This window comes from Ensifer sp. D2-11, assembly GCF_054161295.1.
Genome location: NZ_CP096434.1, coordinates 886567 through 910068, shown reverse-complemented (window position 1 = coordinate 910068; position 23502 = coordinate 886567). Strand labels below are relative to the sequence as shown.

General features: G+C 63.4%; 20 protein-coding genes. 17 read left to right on the top strand and 3 right to left on the bottom strand.

The genetic code is table 11. From position 1 onward, the window contains the following. From M1D34_RS21325 to M1D34_RS21305, 5 genes are all read left to right on the top strand, one after another. Positions 1–999 (top strand): ABC transporter permease, encoded by a 999-nt coding sequence (locus M1D34_RS21325; protein ID WP_003531312.1) that lies wholly within the window; start codon positions 1–3, stop codon positions 997–999. Continuing rightward, complete coding sequence (locus M1D34_RS21320; protein WP_127516701.1) at positions 996–2171, top strand: ABC transporter permease; 1176 nt, start codon at positions 996–998, stop codon at positions 2169–2171. The genes M1D34_RS21325 and M1D34_RS21320 overlap by 4 nt, the downstream gene beginning before the upstream one ends. Positions 2172–2250: 79 nt before the next feature. Next, a complete protein-coding gene (locus M1D34_RS21315) occupies positions 2251–3465 on the top strand; it encodes a glycosyltransferase family protein (protein ID WP_003531308.1) in 1215 nt (404 codons plus the stop codon). A 6-nt stretch (positions 3466–3471) separates the two neighbouring features. After that, positions 3472–4719: a glycosyltransferase family 4 protein gene (locus tag M1D34_RS21310; protein WP_498781802.1), complete on the top strand. Its 1248-nt coding sequence runs from the start codon at positions 3472–3474 to the stop codon at positions 4717–4719. Beyond that, positions 4701–5885 carry a glycosyltransferase family protein gene (locus tag M1D34_RS21305; RefSeq protein ID WP_498781800.1) on the top strand — a complete coding sequence of 395 codons (1185 nt, stop codon included), beginning with the start codon at positions 4701–4703 and terminating at the stop codon, positions 5883–5885. Before M1D34_RS21310 ends, M1D34_RS21305 begins: the two co-directional genes overlap by 19 nt. Here M1D34_RS21305 and M1D34_RS21300 read toward each other — a convergent pair. Continuing rightward, on the bottom strand, positions 5882–6556 hold the full coding sequence (locus tag M1D34_RS21300) for a class I SAM-dependent methyltransferase (RefSeq protein ID WP_498781798.1): 675 nt from the start codon (positions 6554–6556) through the stop codon (positions 5882–5884). The genes M1D34_RS21305 and M1D34_RS21300 overlap by 4 nt on opposite strands. A 275-nt stretch (positions 6557–6831) precedes the next feature. Here M1D34_RS21300 and M1D34_RS21295 point away from each other — a divergent pair, with 275 nt between their 5' ends. From M1D34_RS21295 to M1D34_RS21250, 10 genes are all read left to right on the top strand, one after another. Further along, entirely contained in the window at positions 6832–9543 is a 2712-nt protein-coding gene (locus M1D34_RS21295) for an ABC transporter transmembrane domain-containing protein (RefSeq protein ID WP_498781796.1), read from the top strand. A 96-nt stretch (positions 9544–9639) separates the two neighbouring features. Beyond that, the gene (locus M1D34_RS21290) at positions 9640–10104 is read left to right on the top strand and encodes a cyclic nucleotide-binding domain-containing protein (RefSeq protein ID WP_003531302.1); all 465 of its coding nucleotides are present in this window, start codon (positions 9640–9642) and stop codon (positions 10102–10104) included. An 83-nt stretch (positions 10105–10187) separates the two neighbouring features. Beyond that, positions 10188–10937, top strand: coding sequence for an FkbM family methyltransferase (locus M1D34_RS21285; protein ID WP_498781793.1), 750 nt, complete (start codon positions 10188–10190; stop codon positions 10935–10937). 147 nt (positions 10938–11084) lie between these two features. After that, positions 11085–12143: a LacI family DNA-binding transcriptional regulator gene (locus tag M1D34_RS21280; RefSeq protein ID WP_498784289.1), complete on the top strand. Its 1059-nt coding sequence runs from the start codon at positions 11085–11087 to the stop codon at positions 12141–12143. Beyond that, positions 12140–13162, top strand: coding sequence for an ABC transporter substrate-binding protein (locus M1D34_RS21275; RefSeq protein ID WP_498784287.1), 1023 nt, complete (start codon positions 12140–12142; stop codon positions 13160–13162). Before M1D34_RS21280 ends, M1D34_RS21275 begins: the two co-directional genes overlap by 4 nt. Before the next feature lie 88 nt (positions 13163–13250). Further along, positions 13251–14078, top strand: coding sequence for an ABC transporter permease (locus M1D34_RS21270; protein WP_498784285.1), 828 nt, complete (start codon positions 13251–13253; stop codon positions 14076–14078). Further along, complete coding sequence (locus M1D34_RS21265; RefSeq protein ID WP_003534075.1) at positions 14075–14854, top strand: ABC transporter permease; 780 nt, start codon at positions 14075–14077, stop codon at positions 14852–14854. The genes M1D34_RS21270 and M1D34_RS21265 overlap by 4 nt, the downstream gene beginning before the upstream one ends. Further along, entirely contained in the window at positions 14847–15875 is a 1029-nt protein-coding gene (locus M1D34_RS21260) for an ABC transporter ATP-binding protein (protein WP_003534073.1), read from the top strand. The genes M1D34_RS21265 and M1D34_RS21260 overlap by 8 nt, the downstream gene beginning before the upstream one ends. Before the next feature lie 6 nt (positions 15876–15881). Beyond that, a complete protein-coding gene (locus tag M1D34_RS21255; protein WP_017266869.1) occupies positions 15882–16805 on the top strand; it encodes a nucleoside hydrolase in 924 nt (307 codons plus the stop codon). Beyond that, positions 16802–18583, top strand: coding sequence for an adenine deaminase (locus tag M1D34_RS21250; protein ID WP_498784282.1), 1782 nt, complete (start codon positions 16802–16804; stop codon positions 18581–18583). The genes M1D34_RS21255 and M1D34_RS21250 overlap by 4 nt, the downstream gene beginning before the upstream one ends. 6 nt (positions 18584–18589) lie before the next feature. Here M1D34_RS21250 and M1D34_RS21245 read toward each other — a convergent pair whose 3' ends face one another. Beyond that, positions 18590–19759: a M20 aminoacylase family protein gene (locus tag M1D34_RS21245; RefSeq protein WP_498784280.1), complete on the bottom strand. Its 1170-nt coding sequence runs from the start codon at positions 19757–19759 to the stop codon at positions 18590–18592. 151 nt (positions 19760–19910) lie between these two features. On the opposite strand from M1D34_RS21245, the gene M1D34_RS21240 reads away from it, so the two are divergent. After that, complete coding sequence (locus M1D34_RS21240; protein WP_498784278.1) at positions 19911–20621, top strand: phosphoribosyltransferase; 711 nt, start codon at positions 19911–19913, stop codon at positions 20619–20621. A gap of 280 nt (positions 20622–20901) precedes the next feature. Further along, positions 20902–22194: an NCS2 family permease gene (locus M1D34_RS21235; protein WP_127516679.1), complete on the top strand. Its 1293-nt coding sequence runs from the start codon at positions 20902–20904 to the stop codon at positions 22192–22194. A 280-nt stretch (positions 22195–22474) separates the two neighbouring features. Here M1D34_RS21235 and alc read toward each other — a convergent pair whose 3' ends face one another. After that, entirely contained in the window at positions 22475–23497 is a 1023-nt protein-coding gene (gene alc / locus M1D34_RS21230) for an allantoicase (protein ID WP_498784276.1), read from the bottom strand. Between the last annotated feature and the right edge of the window lie 5 nt (positions 23498–23502).

The window sequence follows — 23502 nt, the reverse complement described above, 5'->3', positions numbered from 1 at the left end:
ATGCTGCGGTACATTCTCTGGCGCATCGCAGTCATGGTCCCGACGCTTCTCATCATCTCGGCGCTCGTCTTCGCCATCATCGAGCTGCCCCCCGGCGACTATTTCGAAAGCTACATCGCCGAGATCAGGGCGCAGGGCGAAGGCGTCAATATGGAGCAGATCGAGGCGCTGCGTAAGCAGTATGGCTTCGACCAGCCGCCGATCCTGCGCTACGTCCACTGGGTCGCGGGGATGCTCCAGGGCGATTTCGGCTATTCCTTCGAATATGAATTGCCGGTGAGCGAGGTCGTCGGCGAGCGCCTGTGGCTCACGGTCCTGGTCTCCTTCGTCACCATCATCTTCACCTGGGTCATCGCCTTTCCGATTGGCCTCTATGCCGCCACGCACCAGTACAGCTGGGGCGATTACGGCCTGTCGCTGATCGGACTCATCGGCATCGCGATCCCGAATTTCATGCTGGCCCTCGTCCTCATGTATTTCGCCAATATCTGGTTCGGGACCTCGATTGGCCATTTGATGGACCAGAAGTATCTTTCCGAGCCGATGAGCTGGGAAAAGGCGAAGTCGATACTGGAGCATATCTGGATCCCGGTCATCATCGTCGGCGCGGCCGGTACTGCCGGCATGATCCGGCGCCTCAGGGCCAATCTGCTCGACGAGCTCCAGAAGCAATACGTCGTGACTGCCCGCGCCAAGGGGCTTTCGCCCACGCGGACGCTGCTCAAATATCCGCTGCGCATGGCGCTCAATTTCTTCATTTCGGACATCGGCTCGATCCTGCCGGCGATCATTTCGGGCGCGGAAATCACGGCAATCGTGCTGTCCCTCGAAACCACCGGACCGATGCTGATCAAGGCGCTGCAGAGCCAGGACATGTATCTAGCCGGTTCGTTCTTGATGTTCCTCGCGTTCCTCACGGTGATCGGAGTGCTGGTTTCCGATCTGGCGCTCGCCGTCCTCGATCCTCGAATTCGTCTGCAAGGCAGGAGCACAAAGTGACGTCACCGATCCCGGCGCCCGGCGAGCCCCTTCCGCACTACGTTTCGACCGCGCCCTTCGACCCGTATTCCGTGGAGGTCATGACCGAGGAGCAGGTGCGGGTGAACCAGGCATCGCAGCTGCGCCTGATGTGGTGGAAGTTCAAGCGCCACAAGGTCGCGCTCGCCTCGGGCATCTTCCTCGCGGTGCTCTACGGCATGATCCTGATCTGCGAGTTTCTCGCGCCATACGACCTGCACACGCGCAATGTCGATTTCATCTATGCGCCGCCGCAGAGGGTTCACTTTTTCCACGAGGGTGAATTCGTCGGCCCCTTCGTCTACGGCCGGACGATGACGCTGGACATGGACACGCTGAAGCGCAACTACGCGGACGATACGTCGAAGGTCGAGCCGATCCGGTTCTTCTGCCGCGGCGACGACTACCGTTTTTGGGGTTTGTTCGAAAGCAATCTGCATCTGGTTTGCCCGGCGGAGGGAGGGCAGCTTTTCCTCCTGGGCACGGACCGTCTCGGCCGCGACGTGCTGTCGCGGATCATCTACGGCGCGCGGATATCGCTGACGATCGGACTTCTCGGCATCACCGTCAGCTTCGTTCTCGGCATCGTCATCGGCGGGCTTGCCGGATATCATGGCGGGATCTTCGACCTTGTGGTCCAGAGACTGATCGAAGTCCTGCAGTCGATACCGAGCATTCCGCTCTGGCTTTCTCTGGCGGCGATCATGCCGGCGACATGGAGCCCGCTTCTCATCTATCTGGGTATAACGGTCATCCTCGGCCTTCTCGACTGGACCGGCCTTGCGCGCGCCGTGCGCTCGAAGCTGCTCGCGCTCAGGGAGGAAGACTATGTCCTTGCGGCGCAGCTGATGGGCGCCAAAAGCGGACGCATCATAGGGCGCCACCTCGTTCCGGGCTTCATGTCCCATCTCATCGCCACGGCAACGATCTCCATACCCGGCATGATCCTCGGAGAAACGGCGTTGAGCTTCCTCGGCCTCGGCCTGCGCCCCCCGATAACCAGCTGGGGAATCCTGCTCACCGAGGCAAAGAGCGTCAGCGTCATTGCCTTCTATCCTTGGCTGCTTTTCCCCACGGTCCCGGTCATTCTTGTGATATTGGCGTTCAACTTCCTGGGAGACGGGTTGCGCGACGCCGCCGATCCCTACAAATAAGCCCCGGTATCGCTGTTGGCTGCAAGCGATCGCTGCAATAGACTTCGACGTTTCTATCTTTGAGCGAAAGGTTTTTCGTATGACACGGCGCTTCGAGGATGCCCGCATCCTCATGTACAGCCACGATACCTTCGGGCTCGGCCATCTCAGACGTTGTCGCGCCATCGCCCATGCACTGGTGGAAGATTACAGCGGACTGCAGATCCTGATCATCTCCGGTGCGACCATCGCCGGCGCCTTCGATTATCGCGCCCGCGTCGACTTTGTGAAGATCCCGAGCGTCATAAAGCTCCGAAACGGCGAATATACCTCGCTGGACCGCCACATCGAGTTGCACGAGACCCTGAAGATGCGGCAGTCTATCATCCGCTCGACGGCGGAAACCTTCCGGCCGGATATTTTCGTCGTCGACAAGGAGCCGATGGGCCTGCGCGGCGAGGTAGAGGATACGCTCGCCTACCTGAAGACGCACGGCACCAGGCTGGTGCTTGGTCTGAGGGAAATCATGGACGCGCCGCACCTCCTGGAAGAGGAATGGAAGCGACGCGACACGATGCGCAAGATCGAGCAGTTCTACGATTCGATCTGGGTCTACGGACCGCCGGACTTCTACGATCCGCTGGTCGGGCTCGACGTGCCCGTTGCCGTGCGCGACCGCATGAACTTCGTCGGATTCCTGCAAAGAAGCGTTCCCCACGACGCACTACCCGGCCATAAGCCGGAAGGCGACTACATACTGGTCACCACCGGCGGCGGTGGCGACGGAGCGGACCTCATCCATGACGTGATCCACGCCTATCAGGAGGATCCCGAACTCACGCATAACGCGCTCGTCGTCCTCGGCCCCTACATGCCGGCAAAGCAGCGCAACAAGCTGATCAAGAAGGGAAGCAAGATCCCATTCATCAAGATAATCGAGTTCGACAATCGGATGGAGGAACTGATAGCCGGCGCCAGGGGCGTGGTGTCGATGGGCGGCTACAACACCTATTGCGAGATACTCTCTTTCGACAAGCCCGCCCTGATCGTGCCGCGCCTTCAGCCACGCGAAGAACAATTGATCCGCGCCCAGCGTGCCTCGGCACTCGGGCTCGTCGACATGCTGCTTCCTCAGGAAGCGGAGGAGCCTTTGCGCCTTGCTGCGGCCCTGAAGGCGCTGCCGCAGCGCGCGCCTCCGTCGCTCCGCGCCAACGGCCTGAGGCTGGAAGGCCTCGTCCACATATCCGAGATCGTCGGCGAATGGCTCGATCATAGATCGAAAGAGCATTTGGCCGTCGTGAAAAGATCGAACTGAAGACACGTGTCGCCGAAACCGAAGATCGCCGTCGTGCTGAAGGGTTATCCACGCCTTTCGGAAACGTTTATCGCGCAGGAACTGCTAGGCCTCGAAAGAGCAGGGCATGAGCTCGTCCTCGTCGCCCTGCGCCGTCCGACCGACAGGAAACGCCATCCCGTCCATGACGAAATACGCGCGGCCGTCCATTACCTGCCTGAATATCTGCATGAGGAGCCCTTGCGCGTTTTCCGCGCGCTGGTGAAGACCGTCCCGAAGCCCGGCTTCCGGCGGGTGCTCGGGTCGTTCCTCCGGGACCTCGCGCGCGACGTTTCACGCAACCGCTTCCGCCGTCTTGGTCAGGCGCTGGTGCTCGTCACCGAATGGCCGGAAGACGCCGCGTGGCTGCATGCCCACTTCATTCACACGCCGGCCTCGGTAACGGACTATGCCAGCATAATCACCGGCATACCCTGGACCTGCTCCGCCCATGCAAAGGACATCTGGACCTCTAAGGATTGGGAGCTTTCGGGCAAGCTCAACCGGGCCCGCTGGACGGTGACCTGCACCCGAAGCGGCTATGAGCATCTGCGGGACCTGTCGAAGGACCAGACCCGGGTGCATCTGAGCTATCACGGCCTCGATCTCGATCGTTTCCCGGCCTTCGAAGGCGAGCATTCCCGGCGCGACGGCTCGGATCTGGACGATCCGGTGCGCATCGTCAGCGTCGGGCGCGCGGTTCCCAAGAAGGGATATGACGTCCTCCTGGAGGCGCTGTCGTTGTTGCCTGCGGATATCAACTGGCGCTTCGAGCATATCGGTGCGGGAGAGCTCACCGGCGGGCTCCGGGCGCTTGCCGCAAACCTTGGCATCGAGGATCGCATCCGCTGGCACGGGGCGCTCGATCAGAAGGATGTTTTGGGCCGCTACCGCGAGGCCGACATCTTCGCACTGGCCTGCCGGGTGGCGGCCGATGGTGACCGCGACGGCCTGCCGAATGTGCTCGTGGAGGCGTCGAGCCAGCGGCTTGCCTGTATATCGACCGCAGTCTCCGGCATTCCCGAACTTCTTGAAGATGGCAAAAACGGCCTGGTGGTGCCACCGGAAAGCCCGGAGCCTCTTGCCGCGGCACTGGAGCGGCTGATCCGCGACCCGGAGCTCCGCCGGCGGCTTGGCGCCGCGGGGGAACGGCGCGTGCGCAGCGAGTTCGACCACCACTCCAGCGTCCGTCAGCTGGTCGGGCTCTTCGAAAGCGAATGGAGAAGAAGTCCTTGAGCAGGCCTCGCGTCTTTTTCTATGTGCAGCATCTTCTCGGTATCGGGCATCTGGCGCGCGCGAGCCGCATTGCCGGAGCGCTGGTCGAGCGGGATTTCGAGGTCACGATGGTGACCGGCGGCACGCCGGTGCCGGGCTTTCCGGGGGAAGGTGTGCAGACCGTCGCACTGCCGGCGGTGACTGCCGGCGACAAGGGGTTTTCCGGGCTTGTCAACGGCGACGGAAACCCGGTCACGGCCGCTTTTCAAGAGCACCGACGGGATCTGCTCATCGAGGCGTTCCGCCGCACGGAACCGGACGTCGTCATCATCGAGGCCTTCCCCTTCGGGCGTCGGCAGATGCGGTTCGAACTGCTGCCGCTGCTCGCTGAAATTGCGGCGAGCAGCCGGCCGCCGCTCGTGGCGACGTCGCTGCGCGACATTCTGCAGGAGAGGGTCAAGCCCGGGAGGGCCGAGGAGACTATCGAACTCGTCAAGAACCATTTCGACCTCGTACTCGTTCACGGTGACCCCGGATTCGCCCGTATCGAGGAGACATTTCCCCTTGCCGACGAAGTCCGTGACAAGGTCATCTATACGGGCCTCGTCGCCCCGCCGCCGCCAAATGAGGCGGCCGAGAAGTTCGACATTGTCGTTTCGGCGGGCGGGGGCGCGGTCGGCAGGGAGCTGATCGGCGCGGCGCTCGAGGCCGCGAAGCTTCTGCCGAATGCACTTCGCTGGTGTCTGATAACCGGCCCGAACCTGCCGCAGGCGGATTTCGACACATTCGCGGCCGCGGCTCCGGAGGGCGTCAGCCTCTTTCGTTTCCGGCGGGATTTCGGTGGCTTGCTCGGCGGTGCCCGCCTTTCCGTCTCGCAGGCCGGCTACAACACCGTGTGCGACATTCTGCGTGCCGGATGCGCGTGCCTCCTCATCCCCTTTACCGCGGGTGGCGAGACCGAACAGAGCACGCGGGCGGCACGGCTCGAACAGCTCGATCTCGCCGGCGTGCTGCCGGAGGAGGGGATCACGCCTGAGCTTCTGGCCGCGAAGGTGAGCTTCATGCTTGCCCGGCCAAGACCGGCCATCCCGCCGCTCGACCTCGACGGAGCCGCCGGGACGGCGAGGATCATCGGCGAGCGGCTTTCGTCGAGACAGTCCTTTTCCTCATCCCGCTCCAGGACTTAGACCGACCCGATCAGCATGAAGCGCGTGTATCTTTTTGTCGGCAGCGCTCCCGCGAAGTCGATCCGCGCGAGACGCGCCTGCGCTTGAAATTCTTCAAGCGACCTGACGCAGCTTATGTGGGTGGGTTCGCTGAAATAATCGTTCGATTGCAGGAGGACGCGCGTGCCGGGCGAAAGCAGGTCCAGCCAGTTCCGCAGTTCGGCGATGTGCTCGCAGCTCGTGTTGATCAGCAGATCCGCATTCAGGGCGCGATAGTCGAGCGTGTGCATATCGGCCGTCATCGCATGGAATCTGTCGCCGAAGGCTGCGTTGAGCGTGCGCGCGACCGGCTCAACCGCGGGATCGATGTCGCAACTCACGGCGAATTCGATGTCGAAGCGCGAATCTTCGAGCAGCATGGCCGACAGAACGCCGTACCAGCCGCCGAGCACGATGATCCGACGACAGTCTGCGCCGATGCTCTCGAAAAGCTTGTCGCGGGCCCACATCTTGCAGTCGACCTGCTTGTGGTTGAAGGCGTTGGCAATGTTGGCTTGCGGATGCTTCGCGATGACCCTGGCTATGCCGCCGACGAGCCTGCTGCCGGAATAGGCAGCCAGCCCCCGGGCAAGGTCATGGGCGTTTTCGCGCCAATCTTCGGGAAGGCGGGGAGAGTGGCTGGCATGCGTCATGCGGCTGTTGTAAGCTCACGGTCAAGTGAGCGCAAGGCGCCGGAGGTGAACCGCAGGAGTGGAGGCAAGAGGCCCGCGTAGATGAGGCGGTACTGCATATCAGTCGAAGGCTTGACATGGCGCATCGCTCTGCTCTCATGCCGGGTAGTCACGATTTCGTGGAGGTAGCGCAGGCCCATTGACGATCAGGCGGACCGGCACCAAGTGCGGCGCTGTAGTCCGCCGGCAGAACAGCCGTGCGATCCCGAATTTCAGATAGGTCTCTTTACCGGCACATGGAACCACGTCTTTCCCGCTACATCTGGACTCACACCCGCAAGCAGCAGCTCTGGATACTGCTGGTCGTGGCACTGTCGATGGTTCCCTATTTCCTGTCCTTCGATCTGCCGAAGCAGATCGTCAACGGACCGATCCAGGGTGCAGGTTTCGACGGGCCCGAGGCGACCCAACCGTTCCTGCCGATTTCTTTCGACCTGCCGTTCTTCGGTGAGGTCAATCTCTTCTCGGGTTTCGATCTCGGCAGGGAAGGCATGCTACTGGCCTTGAGCCTGGTGTTCCTGCTGCTCGTGATCATCAACGGGCTCTTCAAGTTCTATATCAACACCTACAAGGGCCGGCTCGGCGAACGGCTTCTGCGGCGAATCCGCTTCGAGCTCGTCGACCGGGTCCTGCGCTTTCCCCCCGGCTATCTCAAGCGCGTGAAGCCGGCCGAAATCTCGACCATGATCAAGGACGAGGTGGAGCCGATGGGCGGCTTCACCGGAGACGCCTTCGTACAGCCCGCCCTTCTCGGTGGCCAGGCCCTGACGGCGCTGATCTTCATCCTCCTCCAGAGCTTCTGGTTGGGCATCATCGCAGCCTCCATCGTCGCCGTTCAGGCGGTCATTATCCCGCGCATGCGCAGGCGACTGCTGGTGCTCGGCCGCGAGCGTCAGTTGACGGCGCGTGAACTGTCGGGCCGCGTCAGCGAGATCGTCGACGGCATCGGCACGATCCGCGCCCACGATACCTCCAATTTCGAGCGGGCCGACATTGCCGCGCGGCTCGGCCGGATATTCAGGATCCGCTACGACCTCTATCAATGGAAGTTTCTCGTCAAATTCCTGAACAACTTCCTGGCGCAGGTGACGCCGTTCCTGTTCTATTCGATCGGCGGATATTTTGCGCTTCAGGGCCGGCTCGATATCGGCCAGCTTGTCGCGGTCATCGGCGCCTACAAGGATCTTCCAGGCCCCTTGAAGGAATTGATCGATTGGGACCAGGCGCGCCAGGATGTGCAGGTCAAATATGCCCAGGTTGTCGAACAGTTCAGTGTCGAACCGCTGATCGACCCCAAGGTGCAGGCAATCTCCGTCGACCCGGCAACGCCGCTGACGGGAGCGCTGGCTGCCGTCAACCTTTCGGTGGCCGACGACGGTGGCTCGAAAGTCGTGGAGCATGTCTCGCTGCAGATCCAGCCCGGCGAGACGGTCGCGATTACCGGCGGCACGTCCGGGGGTGGCGAGGCGCTGGCCGAGGCTTTCGGCCGGCTGACCTGGCCCGCAACCGGCCGGATCGTCATAGGCGACGCCGATATACACGATTTGCCCGAATCGGTGGTGGGCAGGCGAATATCCTACGCCTCCTCCGACGTCTTCGCCTTCCAGGGCAGCCTCGGCGACAATCTGCTCTACGGGCTCAAGCATGCTCCGTTGACGGAGGTCGTCTATGAGGGCGACAGGGAAGCCCACCGCAGGTGGGAGCTTGTGGAGGCGAAGCTCGCCGGCAATCCGCATTACGACCTGAACAGCGACTGGATCGATTATCAGGCCGCGGGCGCGACCGGGCCGGACGACCTCTTCGCGAAGATCAGGGCCGTGCTGGACGTCGTTCTTTTGAGCAATGACGTCCTGGCTCTTGCTGTCCGCTCGACCATCGATCCGACCGAGCACGAGGCTTTCGCCGGCGAGATCGTGGCGATGCGCAGCGCGCTTCGCCAGCGGCTCGAGGCCGAGAAGCTCAGCGATCTCGTCGTCTTCTTCGAACCGGGCTCCTACAATGTCGAGGCAACCGTCGGGGAGAACCTGCTCTTCGGCACGGTCACCGACAGCAACCGCTGGGAGACGGCGCTCGAGAACCATCCCTTCTTCAAGACCGTTTTGAAGCGGGCAGGCCTGCACGAGACCTTCTACGAGATGGGACTCGAAATCGCCGAGAACGTCGTGGAACTGTTCCGCGACTTGCCGCCCGACCACCCGTTCTTCCAGCAGCTCACCTTCATGACGGCCGAGGAAATCCCTGCCTACGAAGCGCTTCTTCAGAAGGTGAGGGGAAAGCCGCTCGAGGAGGTGTCCGAGGATGATGCCATCAGGATCATCCGCCTTTGCTTCGGCTATATCGAGCCGCGGCATCGTTTCGGTCTCCTGACGGACGAGCTCATGCAGAAGATCGTCGAGGCGCGGCGGCAGTTCAGCGACGGCCTCCCGGCCGATCTCGTCGGCATCATCGAGCATTACCAGCCGGACCGCTACATGGCCTCGGCGACAATCCTGGACAACGTGCTCTTCGGCCGCATCGGGCACAAGCACACGGATGGCTCCGAGCGGATACGTGCGATCGTGCGCGATCTGTTCGAGTCGCTCGGGCTCTATAACAAGGTGCTCGTGTTCGGGCTGGATTTCGACGTCGGCGCCGGCGGCAAGCGGTTGACGTCCGGCCAGCGCCAGAAGCTCAATCTCGCGCGTGCCCTGATCCGGGTCTCGGATTTCTACGTGTTCAACCAGCCGCTTCTGGCGCTCGACCAGCGCACTCAGGACCAGATCACCCGGAAAGCCTTCGCCTTCTTGCGGGACGGCGAGCGCAAGCCCGCCATATTGTGGGTCCTTGCCAACCAGGACCTGGCGGAACTCTTCGACCGCGTCGCGCATTTCGAAAACGGGCGGTTGGCGCGCGACGAACCGGTGGAAACGCATGCAAGAGACAGCGACTACAAGGAACTGGCATCTTGATGTAATATTGTTGTCAGGAGGCAAGCATATGTTCCCGCCGGCACGGGATAGGACCTGTTTGCACCAACCGCGACGCATTCGGAGAACCGGACTGTTATGCTCCTAAAAGATGAAGTGGAAATGCTGCGCCGGATAACGCTGTTTTCCGGACTTCCGCCTGCCAAGCTCAAGCTTCTGGCTTTCACCTCCGACCGGGTGATGTACAGCATGGGAGAAGATCTGTTTCATCAGGGGGATATCGGCGACGCGGCCTATGTGATCCTTTCGGGCAATGCGGATGTGCTCGTTTCGACGCCGAACGGACAGCTGAAAGTCGCCGAAGTGGAGCAGAATTCGATCGTCGGCGAGATCGCCATCCTCTGCAACACGCCGCGTACGGCAACGGTCAAGACGACCACCCCACTCGAAGCTCTGCGGATCCGGAAGGATGATTTCCTCAAACTGTTGGCTGATTTCCCGGAGATGGCAGTCGAGATCATGCGGGTGCTGGCCGACCGTCTCAGCCAGACGACTTCCGAGTTGACGGAGGCGCGCAGCCGCGCCCAGAGGGCAGAGGCCTGAGCCTCGTTCACCCGTTTCCCCCTCCGCGACGTCCCAGGAAAAACCGGTTTCCACTTCGCTTGAAAATGCTCTAGAGAAGCGCGATGCGCGCGATAACCTATTTCCAGAGAACCGTTTATTTCCCAGACAAGCCGGAAAAGGCGCGCTTCTTCAGCCGGTTGCAGTCCGGCCAGTGGGAGCCCGGTACTTTTCGCAACATCGCGCGCTTCGTCGACGGCAAAACGACCTATATCGACATTGGCGGCTGGATCGGGGTCACGCCCTACTGGGCGGCACAGGCTGCCGATAATGTCATTGTCGTCGAACCTGATCCGGTCTGTTTCGGCATTCTCACCGAAATGAAAGGCGCAAACACCGGGGAAGTGAAACTCGTCAATGCGGCCCTTTCGCAAGACGAACGTCTCGTTCTCAATTCCGTGGGCGGCGGCTTCGGGAGTTCGGAAACGTCGGCGCTGATCGCCGACGACACCGGCATGTCGATCGAGGCGAAGACGATCACCATTCCCGAGCTTCAGGCGATGGCGAGGACCGAACGTCTCTGCCTCAAGATCGATATCGAAGGCTACGAATACAAGGTTCTCGACCAGTTTCGGGCGATCGACCGGAAGAGGACCGCCGGCGTGCTGCTCGCGGTGCACCCGCAGATCCTGGCCGCTTCGCTCTCCGGGCCTGCCGTTGTGCGCGTAATCAGGACTGCGTCGGCAACCTTCCGCCTGATACGAAGCCTGCGTGGCTTTCGATTGGAGAACCCGTCGGCGCTCTGGGGAGCGATCCGCAAATCGGTTTCCAAAGGCGAGATCAGGGGCTTCGACCTGCTCTTCGTTGCGCGTTGAGGACAACGCCTGGGTACGCTTCATCCACAGGTGAGCGATCTCTGCGGCCAGTTATTAGGTTCGACTCAAAAAAGATTCGACAGGCACGATCGGCTGATATATCGCAGCTTAATCGTTTAATCATCCGACGCGGCGGAAGATAAGGCCTTGGCACGTTCCGGACCCAAACTGACGAGGATAGCCACGACACTTGGCGTCTCCGCGGCGACGGTCTCCAACGCGCTCTCCGGCAAAGGGCGTGTCTCCGCCGAGCTTGCCGAGAAAATCCGCTCGGTTGCGGCCGAGATCGGATATGTTCCGAGCCAGGCGGGAAGGGCGCTCAGGACCGGCAAGAGCGCGGTCATCGGGCTGGTTCTGCCTGACATCAGCAATCCGCTCTTTCCCCAGATCGCACAGGCAATCGAGTTTGCGGCATCTTCTGCCGGTTACGGCGTGCTGATCGCCGACTCCCGCGGCGACGTCGCCGTCCAGACGAGGGCGATCGAACGCCTCATCGAGCGGGGCGTCGACGGCATGGTCATCGTGCCGCGGCGGGGAACCCGCATTGCCGATGTCGGTTGCCCGGTCGCTGTGGTGGACACGCCCTCGACACCCGGCAACACGGTGGCGGCGGACCATTGGGACGGCGGAAGGCAGATCGCCGAGCATCTCGTCAGACTCGGTCACAGGCGCTTGCTGATCCTAGGCAACAATCCCGCCTCCAACGTGCAGAACGACCGGATCGGCGGGCTTCGCTCGGCCATGCGCGAAGGCGCGCAGGCGGAGACGCTGTGGATCGAACGGCTGGAGCAGGTACACGGCAAGGGCTGCTCGCTCGGGCTCGCCGGGAAGGTGGCGGAAGGCGTGACGGCCTTTGCGGCCGTCTCCGACCTGCAGGCGCTGCGCGCGCTCACGGAGTTGCAACGGGCCGGCATCCATGTCCCGGAGCAGGCGAGCGTCACCGGGTTCGACGACCTGATCTGGTCGCCGGTGGTGACGCCGGCGCTGACCACGATTCGGATGGATATGGCGCGCATCGCGACGCTCGCGGTCGAGGCGCTGGTGCAGGCGATCGGCGCCGGCGAAGCCGAATTTCCATCCCACGGCACGCCCGTTGCCGCCACCATTTCGAAAGTGCCCATGCAACTCGTCGTCCGCCAGTCCACGGCGACGCCTCCCCCCAACGTGCAGCCACTCAATGTCAGCGAAGGAGAACCGCAGTCATGAAGAAAATCCTCATCGCCTCGAGCGCGCTCCTCTTGATCGGCGCCCATGGCGCATCCGCTCAGGAGAAGACCCTTACCATCTCCGTCTACGGCTTCGCCCAGGACGCGTTCAAGGAGCTGGTCTATGATCCCTTCGAAGCCAAGTGCGGCTGCAAGCTCGTCGTCGAAACGGGCAACAGCGTCGAGCGCCTTGCCAAGATGGAGGCCAATAAGGCCAACCCGGTCGTGGACATGGCGGTCGTTTCCATGGCGGACGCGCTATCTGCTACACGCTCCGGCCTGATCGACAAGATCGATACCTCGAAGCTCAGCAATTTCGACAAACTCTACGACATAGCCAGGGACCCGAACGGCGACGGCATGAGCATCGGCTACACTTTCTACGCCACCTCGATCGTCTATCGTTCCGACAAGGTGGAAGTCACGTCCTGGGCCGATCTGCTCGGCGACAAGCTCGCCGGCCATGTGGCTCTCCCGAACGTCACGACGAACCAGGGTCCGCCGACGCTCTACATGATCGGTGAAGCGCTCGGCCAGAATACGCCGGACCTCAAGGCCGCGATCGCCGCAGTCGGCGAGAAGAAGGACGATATCGTCACCTTCTACGTCAAATCCTCGCAGCTCGTGCAGTTGATGCAGCAGGAAGAAATCTGGGCGGCGCCGATCGGCCGGTTCTCCTGGGAAGGCTTCACCAAGATGGATCTGCCGATCAAGTGGGCGACCCCGAAGGAGGGCCAGACCGGCGGCATGAACGTCATGGTTCTGGCCAAGGGCTCGAAGAACCAGGATCTCGCGCTTCAGTTCATGGACTTCTGGTTGTCGACGGAAATCCAGACGGCGCTCGCCGAAAAGCTGGTCGACAGCCCCGCCAACAAGGAAGTGAAGGTCTCGCCGGAGATCGCCGAGAACCTCACCTACGGCGAAGAAACGGTCAAGAACCTGAAGCTCATCCCGTCGGCAGTGGCACTCGACAATCGGGAAGCGTGGCTTTCCGAGTGGAACGCCAAGGTCGGCCAGTAAGAGCCTGGCTCTTGCCTTGCGCGACGCCAGATCCTGCCGGCGTCGCGCCAAGTATCCAACGGCGGCACTGCCGCGGAAAGGCTTAGAGATGTTCCACAACCGGGCCGAGGCGCTGGCGCTTGCCTTGCCGGCGGCCGTTTTCGCCGCCGTCGTCTTTCTGGCGCCGGTTGTCATCCTGCTCGCCGAAGGCTTTCGCAACGCCGATGGCTGGTCGGTATCCGCCTATAGCGGCTTCCTATCCGATCCGCTCAACCGAACGGTGTTCCTGCGCACGCTGCGGCTCGGCGCGGCGGTAACCGTGGTCGCTGCCGTCATCGGCTATGCCGCCGCCTTCGCCATCGTCAACCTGCCGCCGAAAGGCAAGGGCCGGATGATCGGCCTCGTGGTGCTGCCGCTGATGATATCGCCGGTTGCGCGCACCTATGCGTGGATCGTCATTCTGGGGAGGACCGGGATCGTCAACCAGGCATTGACGAGCGTCGGCCTGACGGACGAGCCGGTGCGCTTCCTGTTCACGGAGACGGCGGTCTTCGTCGGGCTCCTGCAGCTCTTTCTGCCGCTGATGATCCTGGCTCTGATCAGTGCGCTCGAAAACATGCCGAAGGACGCGATCCCCGCCGCGCGGGTACTCGGCGCCAATTGGTTTCAGGTCTTCTGGAAGGTCATTTTGCCGCTCACCAGGGAAGGTCTTGTGATCGGCGGAACGCTCGTCTTCACCGGCTCCCTGACAGCCTATATCACCCCGGCGATCCTCGGGGGCTCCAAGGTCCTGATGCTGGAGACGCTCCTCTATCAGCGTGTGACCGTCGCCAATGATTTCGTCTCCGCAAGCGTCGTCGCCTTCATTCTGATCGTCATGAGCTTCGCGGCCAATCTTCTCTTGAAGCGGCTCGCCACCGCGAGGAGCAAACGATGAATTCCCGTCTTTTCCCGGTAACGGTGCTCGTACTCGTCACCGCGTTTCTGATCGGCCCCTTCTTCATCATCGTCGCGGCATCTCTGTCGGGGGGCGAAACGCTTGCCTTTCCGCCGCAAGGCCTTTCGCTGAAATGGGTCGCAAAGGTCTTCGAGGTCGAGAGCTTCCGCGAGAGCTTCGCCATGTCGATGCTGCTTGCCATCGGCGGGACGGCTGCCGCCCTTGCCCTCGGCATCCCGGCATCCTACGCGCTTTCGCGTTACCGGCTGCCCTTCGGCGAAACGGTCCGCACCGTCGTCTCCCTGCCGATCATCGTGCCCGGCATCATTGTCGGCCTGGCGCTGCTGCGCTATCTCGTCGTTCCCTTCGGGTTCAATATCACGCTGGCGCTCTTCCTTGCACACACGGCGCTCGTGTTGCCTTATGCGGTGCGCGTCGTCTCGGCGAGCCTCAACAATCTGCGCTCCGATATCGAGGAGGCCGCGGTGCTGCTCGGCTCGTCACGCGCCGGCGCCTTTTTCCGGGTGGTCATGCCGAACATCCGCAGCGGCATTCTCGCCGCCTTCATTCTCGGCTTCGTCACCAGCTTCAATCAGGTGCCGGTTTCGTTGTTCCTGTCCGGCCCGGGCGTGCGCACGCTGCCGATCGACATGCTCTCCTACATGGAGATCACCTATGACCCGTCGGTCGCGGCCCTGTCGGCGCTGCTCGCCTTCATGTCCATCGGCATCGTCTTCCTCGCCGAGCGTTTCCTAGGATTTTCCCGCTATGTCTGATCCCGCTTTCCTCAGCCTCGAAAAACTGACGCTCGCCTATGGCGACACCGTCGCCGTGAAGGATCTCGACCTGTCGATCCGAAAAGGCGAATTGGTCGCATTTCTCGGGCCTTCGGGCTGCGGCAAGACCACGACGATGCGCTCCATCGCCGGCCTGCTGAAGCCGCAATCGGGCCGTATCAGCCTCGACGGCGCCGACATTACCCGCGTTGCCGCGAACAGGCGTTCCGTCGGTCTTGTCTTCCAGTCCTATGCGCTATTCCCGCATCTCACCGTCTTCGAGAATGTCGCCTTCGGTCTGCGGCTGAAGGGCCTCTCCGGAGCGGAGCTCGAATCCCGCGTCGGGACCGGCCTGAAATCCGTCGGACTGACGAGCTTTGCCGACCGGAAGCCGGCCGAGCTTTCCGGCGGTCAGCAGCAGCGCGTAGCACTTGCCCGCTCGATGGTGATGGAGCCGAAGGTGCTTCTTCTCGACGAGCCGCTTTCCAACCTCGACGCGCGTCTGAGGCTCGAGATGCGCACGGAACTGCAGCGGGTCCAGAGGGAAACCGGCGTCACGATGATCTTCGTCACCCATGATCAGGGCGAGGCGCTGTCGCTGGCCGACCGCATCGTGGTGATGCTGAACGGCGCGATCGAGCAGATCGGCACGCCGGAAGAGATCTATAACCGGCCGGCCTCGGCCTTCGTGGCCGATTTCGTCGGCTTCGAGAACATCTTTGCCGTCGAGAACGGCAAATTGCGCGCCGGAAACGGCCCGATCGAGCTTCCCGGGCCTTTGCCGCACGATGCGGCGGGGCTTGCCTGGCGTCCGCGCATGGTGACCCTGGGGTCAGGTCCTTTCCAGGGCACCGTGCGCGGGGCCTCTTTTTCCGGCAGCACGCGGGAATACCTGCTCGATACGCCGCTCGGTGCGCTGAAGGCCGAAGTGGATGCGGCCGTGCCCGCGCATGCCGCAGGCACCACGCTCGCCTTCGATCTGCCGGTCGAAAAGGCCGCGAAGCTGGAAAGGTTCAATTGATCCGCCATGGGCATCTGGATCGACACCGATATGGGCTTCGACGACATCGCCGCGATGCTCGTCGTCCTTCACGCCGGTGAGGCCGTCGACGGCGTCTCGCTGGTCTTCGGCAATGTGCCGCTCGAACAGGTGAGGCGCAACGCCGCGGCAGCAGCGCAGGCCTTCAGCTGGACCTTTCCGATCCATCAGGGACGGGCGCTCCCCGTGCTCGGAAAGCTCGAGACGGCGGAGCGTATCCTCGGACAGACCGGCATGCCGACGTCGGGGCTGAGCCTCCCCGATGCACCCGCCCTGCCGGATAGCGATGTGTTCCCTGCGCTCTGCCGCTGGCTGGAGGACGGCGAAGGTCCGCACCGTATCATGGCGCTCGGGCCGCTAACCAATATCGCTGCCCTTGCGCTGGCACGCCCCGATCTTGCCGCGCGGATCGACGAGCTCACCTGGATGGGCGGCGGTGTTTCCAGCGGCAATCATACGGCGTCCGCCGAGTTCAACGCCTTTGCCGATCCGGAGGCGCTTGCCATCGTGCTTGCCCACGGCGTGCCGTTCAGGATGGTCGATCTCGACCTCTGCCGGAAGGTCATCGCTTATCCGGACGATGTGGAGGCAATACGCACCGCAGGTGGCGCAAAGGCCGCGCTGCTTGCCGATCTTCTCGCCGGCTACGTCGCGATCGGCACGAGCCGTGGACGGACCGGCATGGCGATCTACGATCCCTGCGCAGCCGTTGCGCTGGTCGATGGAGACGCTGTGTCGTTTCGCCCGGCGCGCATCGATGTCGAGCTTGCCGGAGCCTTGACGCGCGGCCGGACGGTGGTCGAGACCCGGGGGAGCCACGCGACATTCAACGCCCAATATGCGGTGGACGTCGACGCGGAACGTGCCCGTCGGCACCTGCTCGGTGCGCTCACCAAGGAAGCCGCCAGATGACAGTACTGCAGCAACCCGCCGACCCCGACGACGCCTGCTTGCGGGCGCGCGCAGTTGCCGCCGCACGCGGTGATGCGCGCTTCGATGTGCTCGTGGCCGGCGGCAGGGTCGTGGATGTCGTGACAGGCGAATGCCGCGCGGCGGATGTCGGGATCGTCGGTGCCCTGATCGCGAGCGTCCATGCACCCGGGTCGCGCAGCGACGCGGACGCGCTCATCGATGCGGCGGGAGCCTACCTTTCGCCCGGCCTTATCGACACGCATATGCATGTCGAAAGCTCGATGGTGACCCCCGCGGTCTACGCTGCCGCCGTGGTGCCGCGCGGCGTGACGACGGTCGTCTGGGACCCGCACGAATTCGGCAATGTGAGTGGACTTGCCGGCGTGCGCTGGGCCGTCGACGCAATGGGCGGTCTGCCCTTGCGCGCCGTGGTGCTGGCGCCGTCCTGCGTGCCCTCCGCTCCCGGCCTGGAGCTCGCCGGCGCGGATTTCGACGCCGATGCCGTTGCGGAAATGCTGTCCTGGCCGGAGATCGGCGGGATCGCCGAGGTGATGAACATGCGCGGCGTCATCGACGGCGATCCGCGCATGACTGCGATCGTCGAGGCGGGACTGAAGGCGGGCAAAACGGTCAACGGGCATGCGCGCGGCCTGGCAGAAGCCGATCTGCAGGCCTTCGTGACGGCCGGCGTCAGCTCCGATCACGAGCTCGTATCGGGTGAGGACCTCATCGCCAAACTTCGCGCGGGACTGACCATCGAGCTGCGCGGCTCGCACGATCACCTTCTTCCCGAGTTCGTGGCAGCGCTCGGTGCTCTCGGACATCTGCCGCAGACGGTCACACTTTGTACCGACGACGTTTTCCCGGACGATCTTCACCGCGACGGCGGCCTCGACGACGTGGTCCGCCGCCTCGTGCGCTACGGGCTCAAGGCCGAGTGGGCGCTGCAGGCGGCAACCCTGAACGCCGCCCGGCGGCTCGGAAGGGCCGATCTCGGCCTGATCGCACCGGGTCGCCGTGCCGACATCGTCGTCTTCGAGGACATTCGCGATTTCCGCGCGCTCCATGTGCTGGCGAACGGCAGGCTGGTGGCGAGCGGCGGCGGGATGCTTCAGGCGCCCGTCGCGGCCGATGTCTCGCCCCTGCGCCACACGATGAAGATCGAACCGCTGACAGAGGACGACTTTCGCATCGCTGCCACGGGCAGCACGGCCCGCGTCGTGACGATCGACCGGCCGCGCTTCACCCGATGGGGCGAGACGAGAGCCGAGGTTAGTGGCGGATATCTGGTACCGCCGAAGGGTATGACGCTGATCGCCGTCGCCCATCGGCATGGCCGCGCCGACAGCCGACCGCGGGTCGGTTTGCTTGAAGGCTGGGGCGAGTGGCGCGGCGCCTTTGCGACAACCGTTTCGCATGACAGCCACAATCTAACGGTCTTCGGCGGCAACCCCCGCGACATGGCGGTTGCGGCCAATGCGGTGAGCGAAGCCGGCGGCGGAATGGCGGTCGTTGCCGAAGGCAAGGTCGAGGCGCTGCTGCCTCTGCCGCTATGCGGGCTTGTCTCCGATGCGCCGCTTGCCGAGGTCGCAGCGGGTTTCGCGGCCATTCGCGAGGCTGCTGGCAGAATCGTAGAGTGGCAGCCTCCCTATCTCGTGTTCAAGGCCTGCTTCGGGGCGACGCTCGCCTGCAATGCCGGGCCGCACCAGACGGATCGCGGCATTGCCGACGTAGCGACCGGCAAGCTGCTGGGAAGCCCGGTCCTGGAGACCTTCTGACGCTCTTCAGGCCTTGAGTTCCTGCTCCACCAGCGCGGTCCAGAAGGCAGCCCCGGGGCCGATCGCCGCGTCGTTGAAGTCGTAGGCGCTGTTATGGTGCAGCGCGCCGTCGACGGCGGGACCATTCCCGAGCCAGACATAGCAGCCGGGCGCCTCCAGCGCGAAGAAGGCAAAGTCGTCGCCGGCGGTCGAGGGCGGGAAGTTGGTCAGCGTCTTCTCACCGAAGACGGACCTGGCGGCCGAAAGGGCGCGTGCCGTCGCGTCGGGATCGTTGACGACCGGGGGAATACGCCGCTCGAAGCGATAATCGGCCTCGATGCCGTACATCGCCGCGGTCCCCAGCGCCAACCGGCCGATCTCTTCTTCCAACTGGTCGCGCACATGCGGCGTATAGGCGCGCGCCGTGCCGCCGATCTCGACCGTGTCCGGAATGACGTTCAGCGCCTTGGGGTCGCCTGCTTGCAGCGCGCAGGCGCTGACGACCGCCGGCTGCAGCGGGTCGACGACCCGGCCGACGACGGTTTGCAGAGAAGCGAGGAATGTCCCCGCTGCCGTGATCGGATCGCGGCCGAGATGCGGCTTGGCGCCGTGCGTCCCGACTCCGCGGAAGGTGAGGCGCCAGCTGTCCGAGGAGGCAAGCTGCGGCCCCGCCACGACGGCCATCTCGTCCACTGCAAGCCCCGGCATGTTGTGCAGTCCATAGACCGCGTCGCAAGGGAAAAGATCGAAAAGCCCGTCCTCCACCATGCGCCTGGCGCCGCCGCGGCCTTCCTCAGCGGGCTGGAAGATGAAATGGACCGTTCCTGAGAAGTTGCGCGTCGCCGCAAGGTGGCGCGCCGCGCCGAGCAGCATCGTCGTATGGCCGTCATGGCCGCAGGCATGCATCTTCCCCGCTACCGTGGATTTGTAGGGCCGGTCGGCGAGTTCCGGCATGGCGAGCGCATCCATGTCGGCGCGCAGGCCGATCGCGCGCGTGCCGTTGCCGACCTGCAGCGTGCCAACCACGCCTGTCTTGCCGAGACCGCGGTGGATCCTGAGGCCTGCTTCTTCGAGGATTCTCGCCACAAGATCGCTCGTCCGCTCTTCCTCGAAACCGAGTTCGGGATGAGCGTGCAGGTCGCGGCGAAAGGCCGTGAGAAAGGTGAGATCGTCGGCAAACCCGGGGGGCACGCGCATCGGCAGGCATTCCTTGAGCAGTCTGGAAAGAGCCTGAATTCCCCAGCTTTGGTCGCTGGGACGTGCCCTTTCGGTTTGATCGAAGCGGCAATGGGTATAGACGAAAAACTTAGGGATCAGAACCTTTTACTCAGTCGAATGGACGCCAGGCATGACGGAAACGAAACCGATGGAGCCGCACGATTACTGGCAGGAGGTCTTTCCGCCCGGCAGCTTTGTCGGAGACGGCGGCTTCCGCACCTCTTTTCCAGCCACTCTCGCGGACGGACGCCAGATCCTCCTGCCGATCCGGCCGCTTTCGGACGGCAGACATGCGCTCGCCTCGCTGATCATCAATCAGGCGAGCTTCGAGGTGGAGGACGCGCTCGCGGAGGAACTGGCCGCGCGACTGGCGCCCTTCCGACCGGAAATCGTCGCGGGTCTTCCGACACTCGGCCTGACGCTCGCCGCAGCCCTTGCCCGCAAGCTCGGCCACAAGCGCTATGTGCCGCTCGGAACCTCGCGAAAATTCTGGTACGTCGACGATCTCTCCGTTCCCCTGTCGTCCATCACGACGCCCGGTCAGAAAAAGCGGCTCTATGTCGATCCCCGCATGCTGCCGCTGTTGCGGGGCCGGCGAGTCGTGCTGATCGACGATGTGATATCGAGCGGAGCCTCGATCCTTGCCGGCCTGTCGCTGATGGCGGCCTGCGGCATCGAGCCGGTCGCGATCGGTGCCGCCATGTTGCAGTCGGAACGGTGGCGCCAGCCGCTCGCCGAACTCTCTCCGCAATGGCCGGATCGGACTGTAGGAGTCTTCGCGACGCCGATGCTCGTCCGGGCCGACGACGGTGCCTGGACCGCGTCCGATTCTCGGATCTAGCATCGCCGGCGCCCGAAGGAATGCCCCCGGAATTCGCTGGAAAACTTGAAAGTCTTTCGCGCTCGGCGTCGAAATCGGTGGCTAGCGGTCATGCGCGCGAAAACGCACAATCGGGTGCTTGCGATGGCGACCCATCCGGCGAGGCCGCACGGCCTGGATCATACACCCTGAAGGTATCGGGGCGCGAGATCAAATTGCAATGGCCGGGCTCTTGGAGGAGCAACACACCCGGTCTCTGTCGTTCGGCTGCGTCGAGATGACGTCTGCCAAGGGAGGAAAAATGTTTGAACGACTCTTCAAGCTTAAGGAGCACGGCACGACCGTCCGCACGGAAGTGATTGCCGGCGTCACGACGTTCCTTACGATGTCCTACATCATCTTCGTCAACCCGGACATCCTGTCGACCACGGGCATGGACCGCAACGCGATTTTCGTCGCGACCTGTCTTGCGGCCGCTCTCGGCTCTGCCGTCATGGCGCTTGTCGCCAATTGGCCGATCGGCATGGCGCCGGGCATGGGCCTCAACGCATTCTTCGCCTTCACGGTCGTGGCCGCCCTCGGCTTCACCTGGCAGCAGGCGCTCGGCGCCGTCTTCATCTCCGGCATCATCTTCCTGCTCTTGACTGTCACGGGGGTCCGAAGCTGGCTGATTGCAGGCATACCGCATTCGCTTCGCAGCGCGATTGCGACCGGTATCGGCCTGTTCCTGGGCATCATCGCTCTGAAAAACGCCGGAATCGTCGTCGACAACCCGGCGACGCTGGTCGGCCTCGGCGATCTCAAGCAGACCGGACCGCTGCTCGCGATCCTCGGCTTCTTCGTCATCGCCGTTCTCGACGCGCTCAATGTCCGCGGATCCATCCTCATCGGCATCCTGGTGGTAACGGTTCTGTCGATGTTCCTCGGCGTATCGGAATTCCAGGGCATCGTCTCTGCGCCTCCGAGCATTGCGCCGACCTTCCTCCAGCTCGACATCATGGGCGCCCTGCATGGCGGTCTCGTCCACGTCATTCTCGTCTTCGTGCTGGTCGAGGTCTTCGACGCGACCGGCACGCTGATCGGTGTCGCCAAGCGCGCGAAACTGGTGGAAGAGGGCAAGGCCAGCCGTCTGGGGCGTGCATTGCTTGCCGACAGCTCGGCCATTGTCGCCGGCTCGCTGATGGGCACCAGCAGCACGACCGCCTATGTCGAAAGCGCCTCGGGCGTGCAGGCGGGCGGGCGCACCGGTCTAACGGCGCTGACGATCTCGGTGCTGTTCCTCGCCGCGCTCTTCATCTCGCCGCTTGCCGCCGCTGTCCCGTCCTATGCGACCGCGCCGGCACTGCTTTACGTTGCCGGTCTGATGATGCGCGAGCTCACCGAGATCGAATGGGACGACCTGACGGAGGCGGCACCCGCGGCGCTAACCGCTATCGCCATGCCCTTCACCTATTCGATCGCCAACGGTCTCGCCTTCGGCTTCGTAAGCTACGTGGTACTGAAGGTCTGCACCGGCAAGTGGAACGTCATCCACCCGGCGACCCAGCTCGTCGCGGCACTGTTCATCGTCCGCTTCGCATTCTTCGCCGAGTGACCGAACAGGGTTGGGCGTGCGAATGCCCCTCATCCGCCTGCCGGCACCTTCTCCCCATTGGATGGGGAGAAGGGAGAAGCGGCGGCGGCCTCGAGTCTCCTTCGCCCCGCCTGCCGGGAGAAGGTGGCCGGCAGGCCGGATGAGGGGCGGAGCCGTGCGGCCCTCCCTTTCCCTATTTGCCAGCGCATCGGTCCGAAAACCGGAAGCTACTTTCGGAAAGCAGGACGCGTAAATCAAAGAGTTAGACCGTCTTTTCGGCAGTCGTTCGGCGCCAAGAGATCTACCCGCGGCTCGCCTCAGCGACCCGGCCGCAAATGCGCAGCCGGCTGACGCCGCCATCCGGGTAGATGTTCAGGCGCACATGCGTGACCGGATCGGCATGTCTGAACATATCGGACCCATACTCATGGACGCTGTCGGCGGAAAGCTTCCGGTGCGGCAGAAGCTCGTTCCAGAACATCGCGGAGGAGGCGACGAGCATGTCGCACTCGGCGGCCACGCACCCGAGATCAGCCGCCTGTAGCGAGCAGCCATCCGGATAGTTGCCTTTGAAATGCGCGGTATCGACGAGGATCCGATCGACGTGCCCGCGTGCGGCAAGCTTGACGATGATCCAGTCGTAGCCCGGTTCGCGCCGCCGGCGCGTTTCCCAGCCGTCGCCCATATTCGCGCCCCGGCCTGGCGCAATGAGGCGCTCGTGGCCGTAATGGCCGTTGGAAAAGGCGACGATCCGACCGCCGAGCAGGCAGGACGCAAGATCGATTGTCTCGTTCGCCACAGCCTTGAGATCGAGTGCGGGATTGCCGTAGACCCGAAGCCGGGCGATACCTCCATCCGGATAGATGCGCAGCCGGATATGGCTGTAGACCGCGTCGGAGTGCGCGGCGAAGAAGTGATGTGCATTCGGTCCGAGGCCGGTGACCGGCAGCAGTTGGACCCACTCGGTCGCCTCGTCCGGATCTTCCGCCGAATGACAGGCTTCTATCGAGCAGGCGCTCGGATAATTACCGGTGAAGTGCGACGTGTCGACGTCGAAGCCGGCAATCCGCCCTTTCGCGGCGAGCGCGATGACCGCGTAGTCGTGGCCGGCACCGCGGCGGCGGCGGGTTTCCCAGCCGTCCATCCATTTGCCGTGATCGTCGTAAAGGCCGGGGTGGAACGCGGCCGGTTCGTCCTTGAGCAGGCGCTCCAGCGGGCCGAAGAATTCGTCCGTCGCAAAGAGCGCCCGGGCGCCAAGGCCTGCGGAAGCGAGGTTGATGGTCCCGCCCGCAAAGCCGGGGAGGATTTCGCCGGCACGCGTCATGGCGC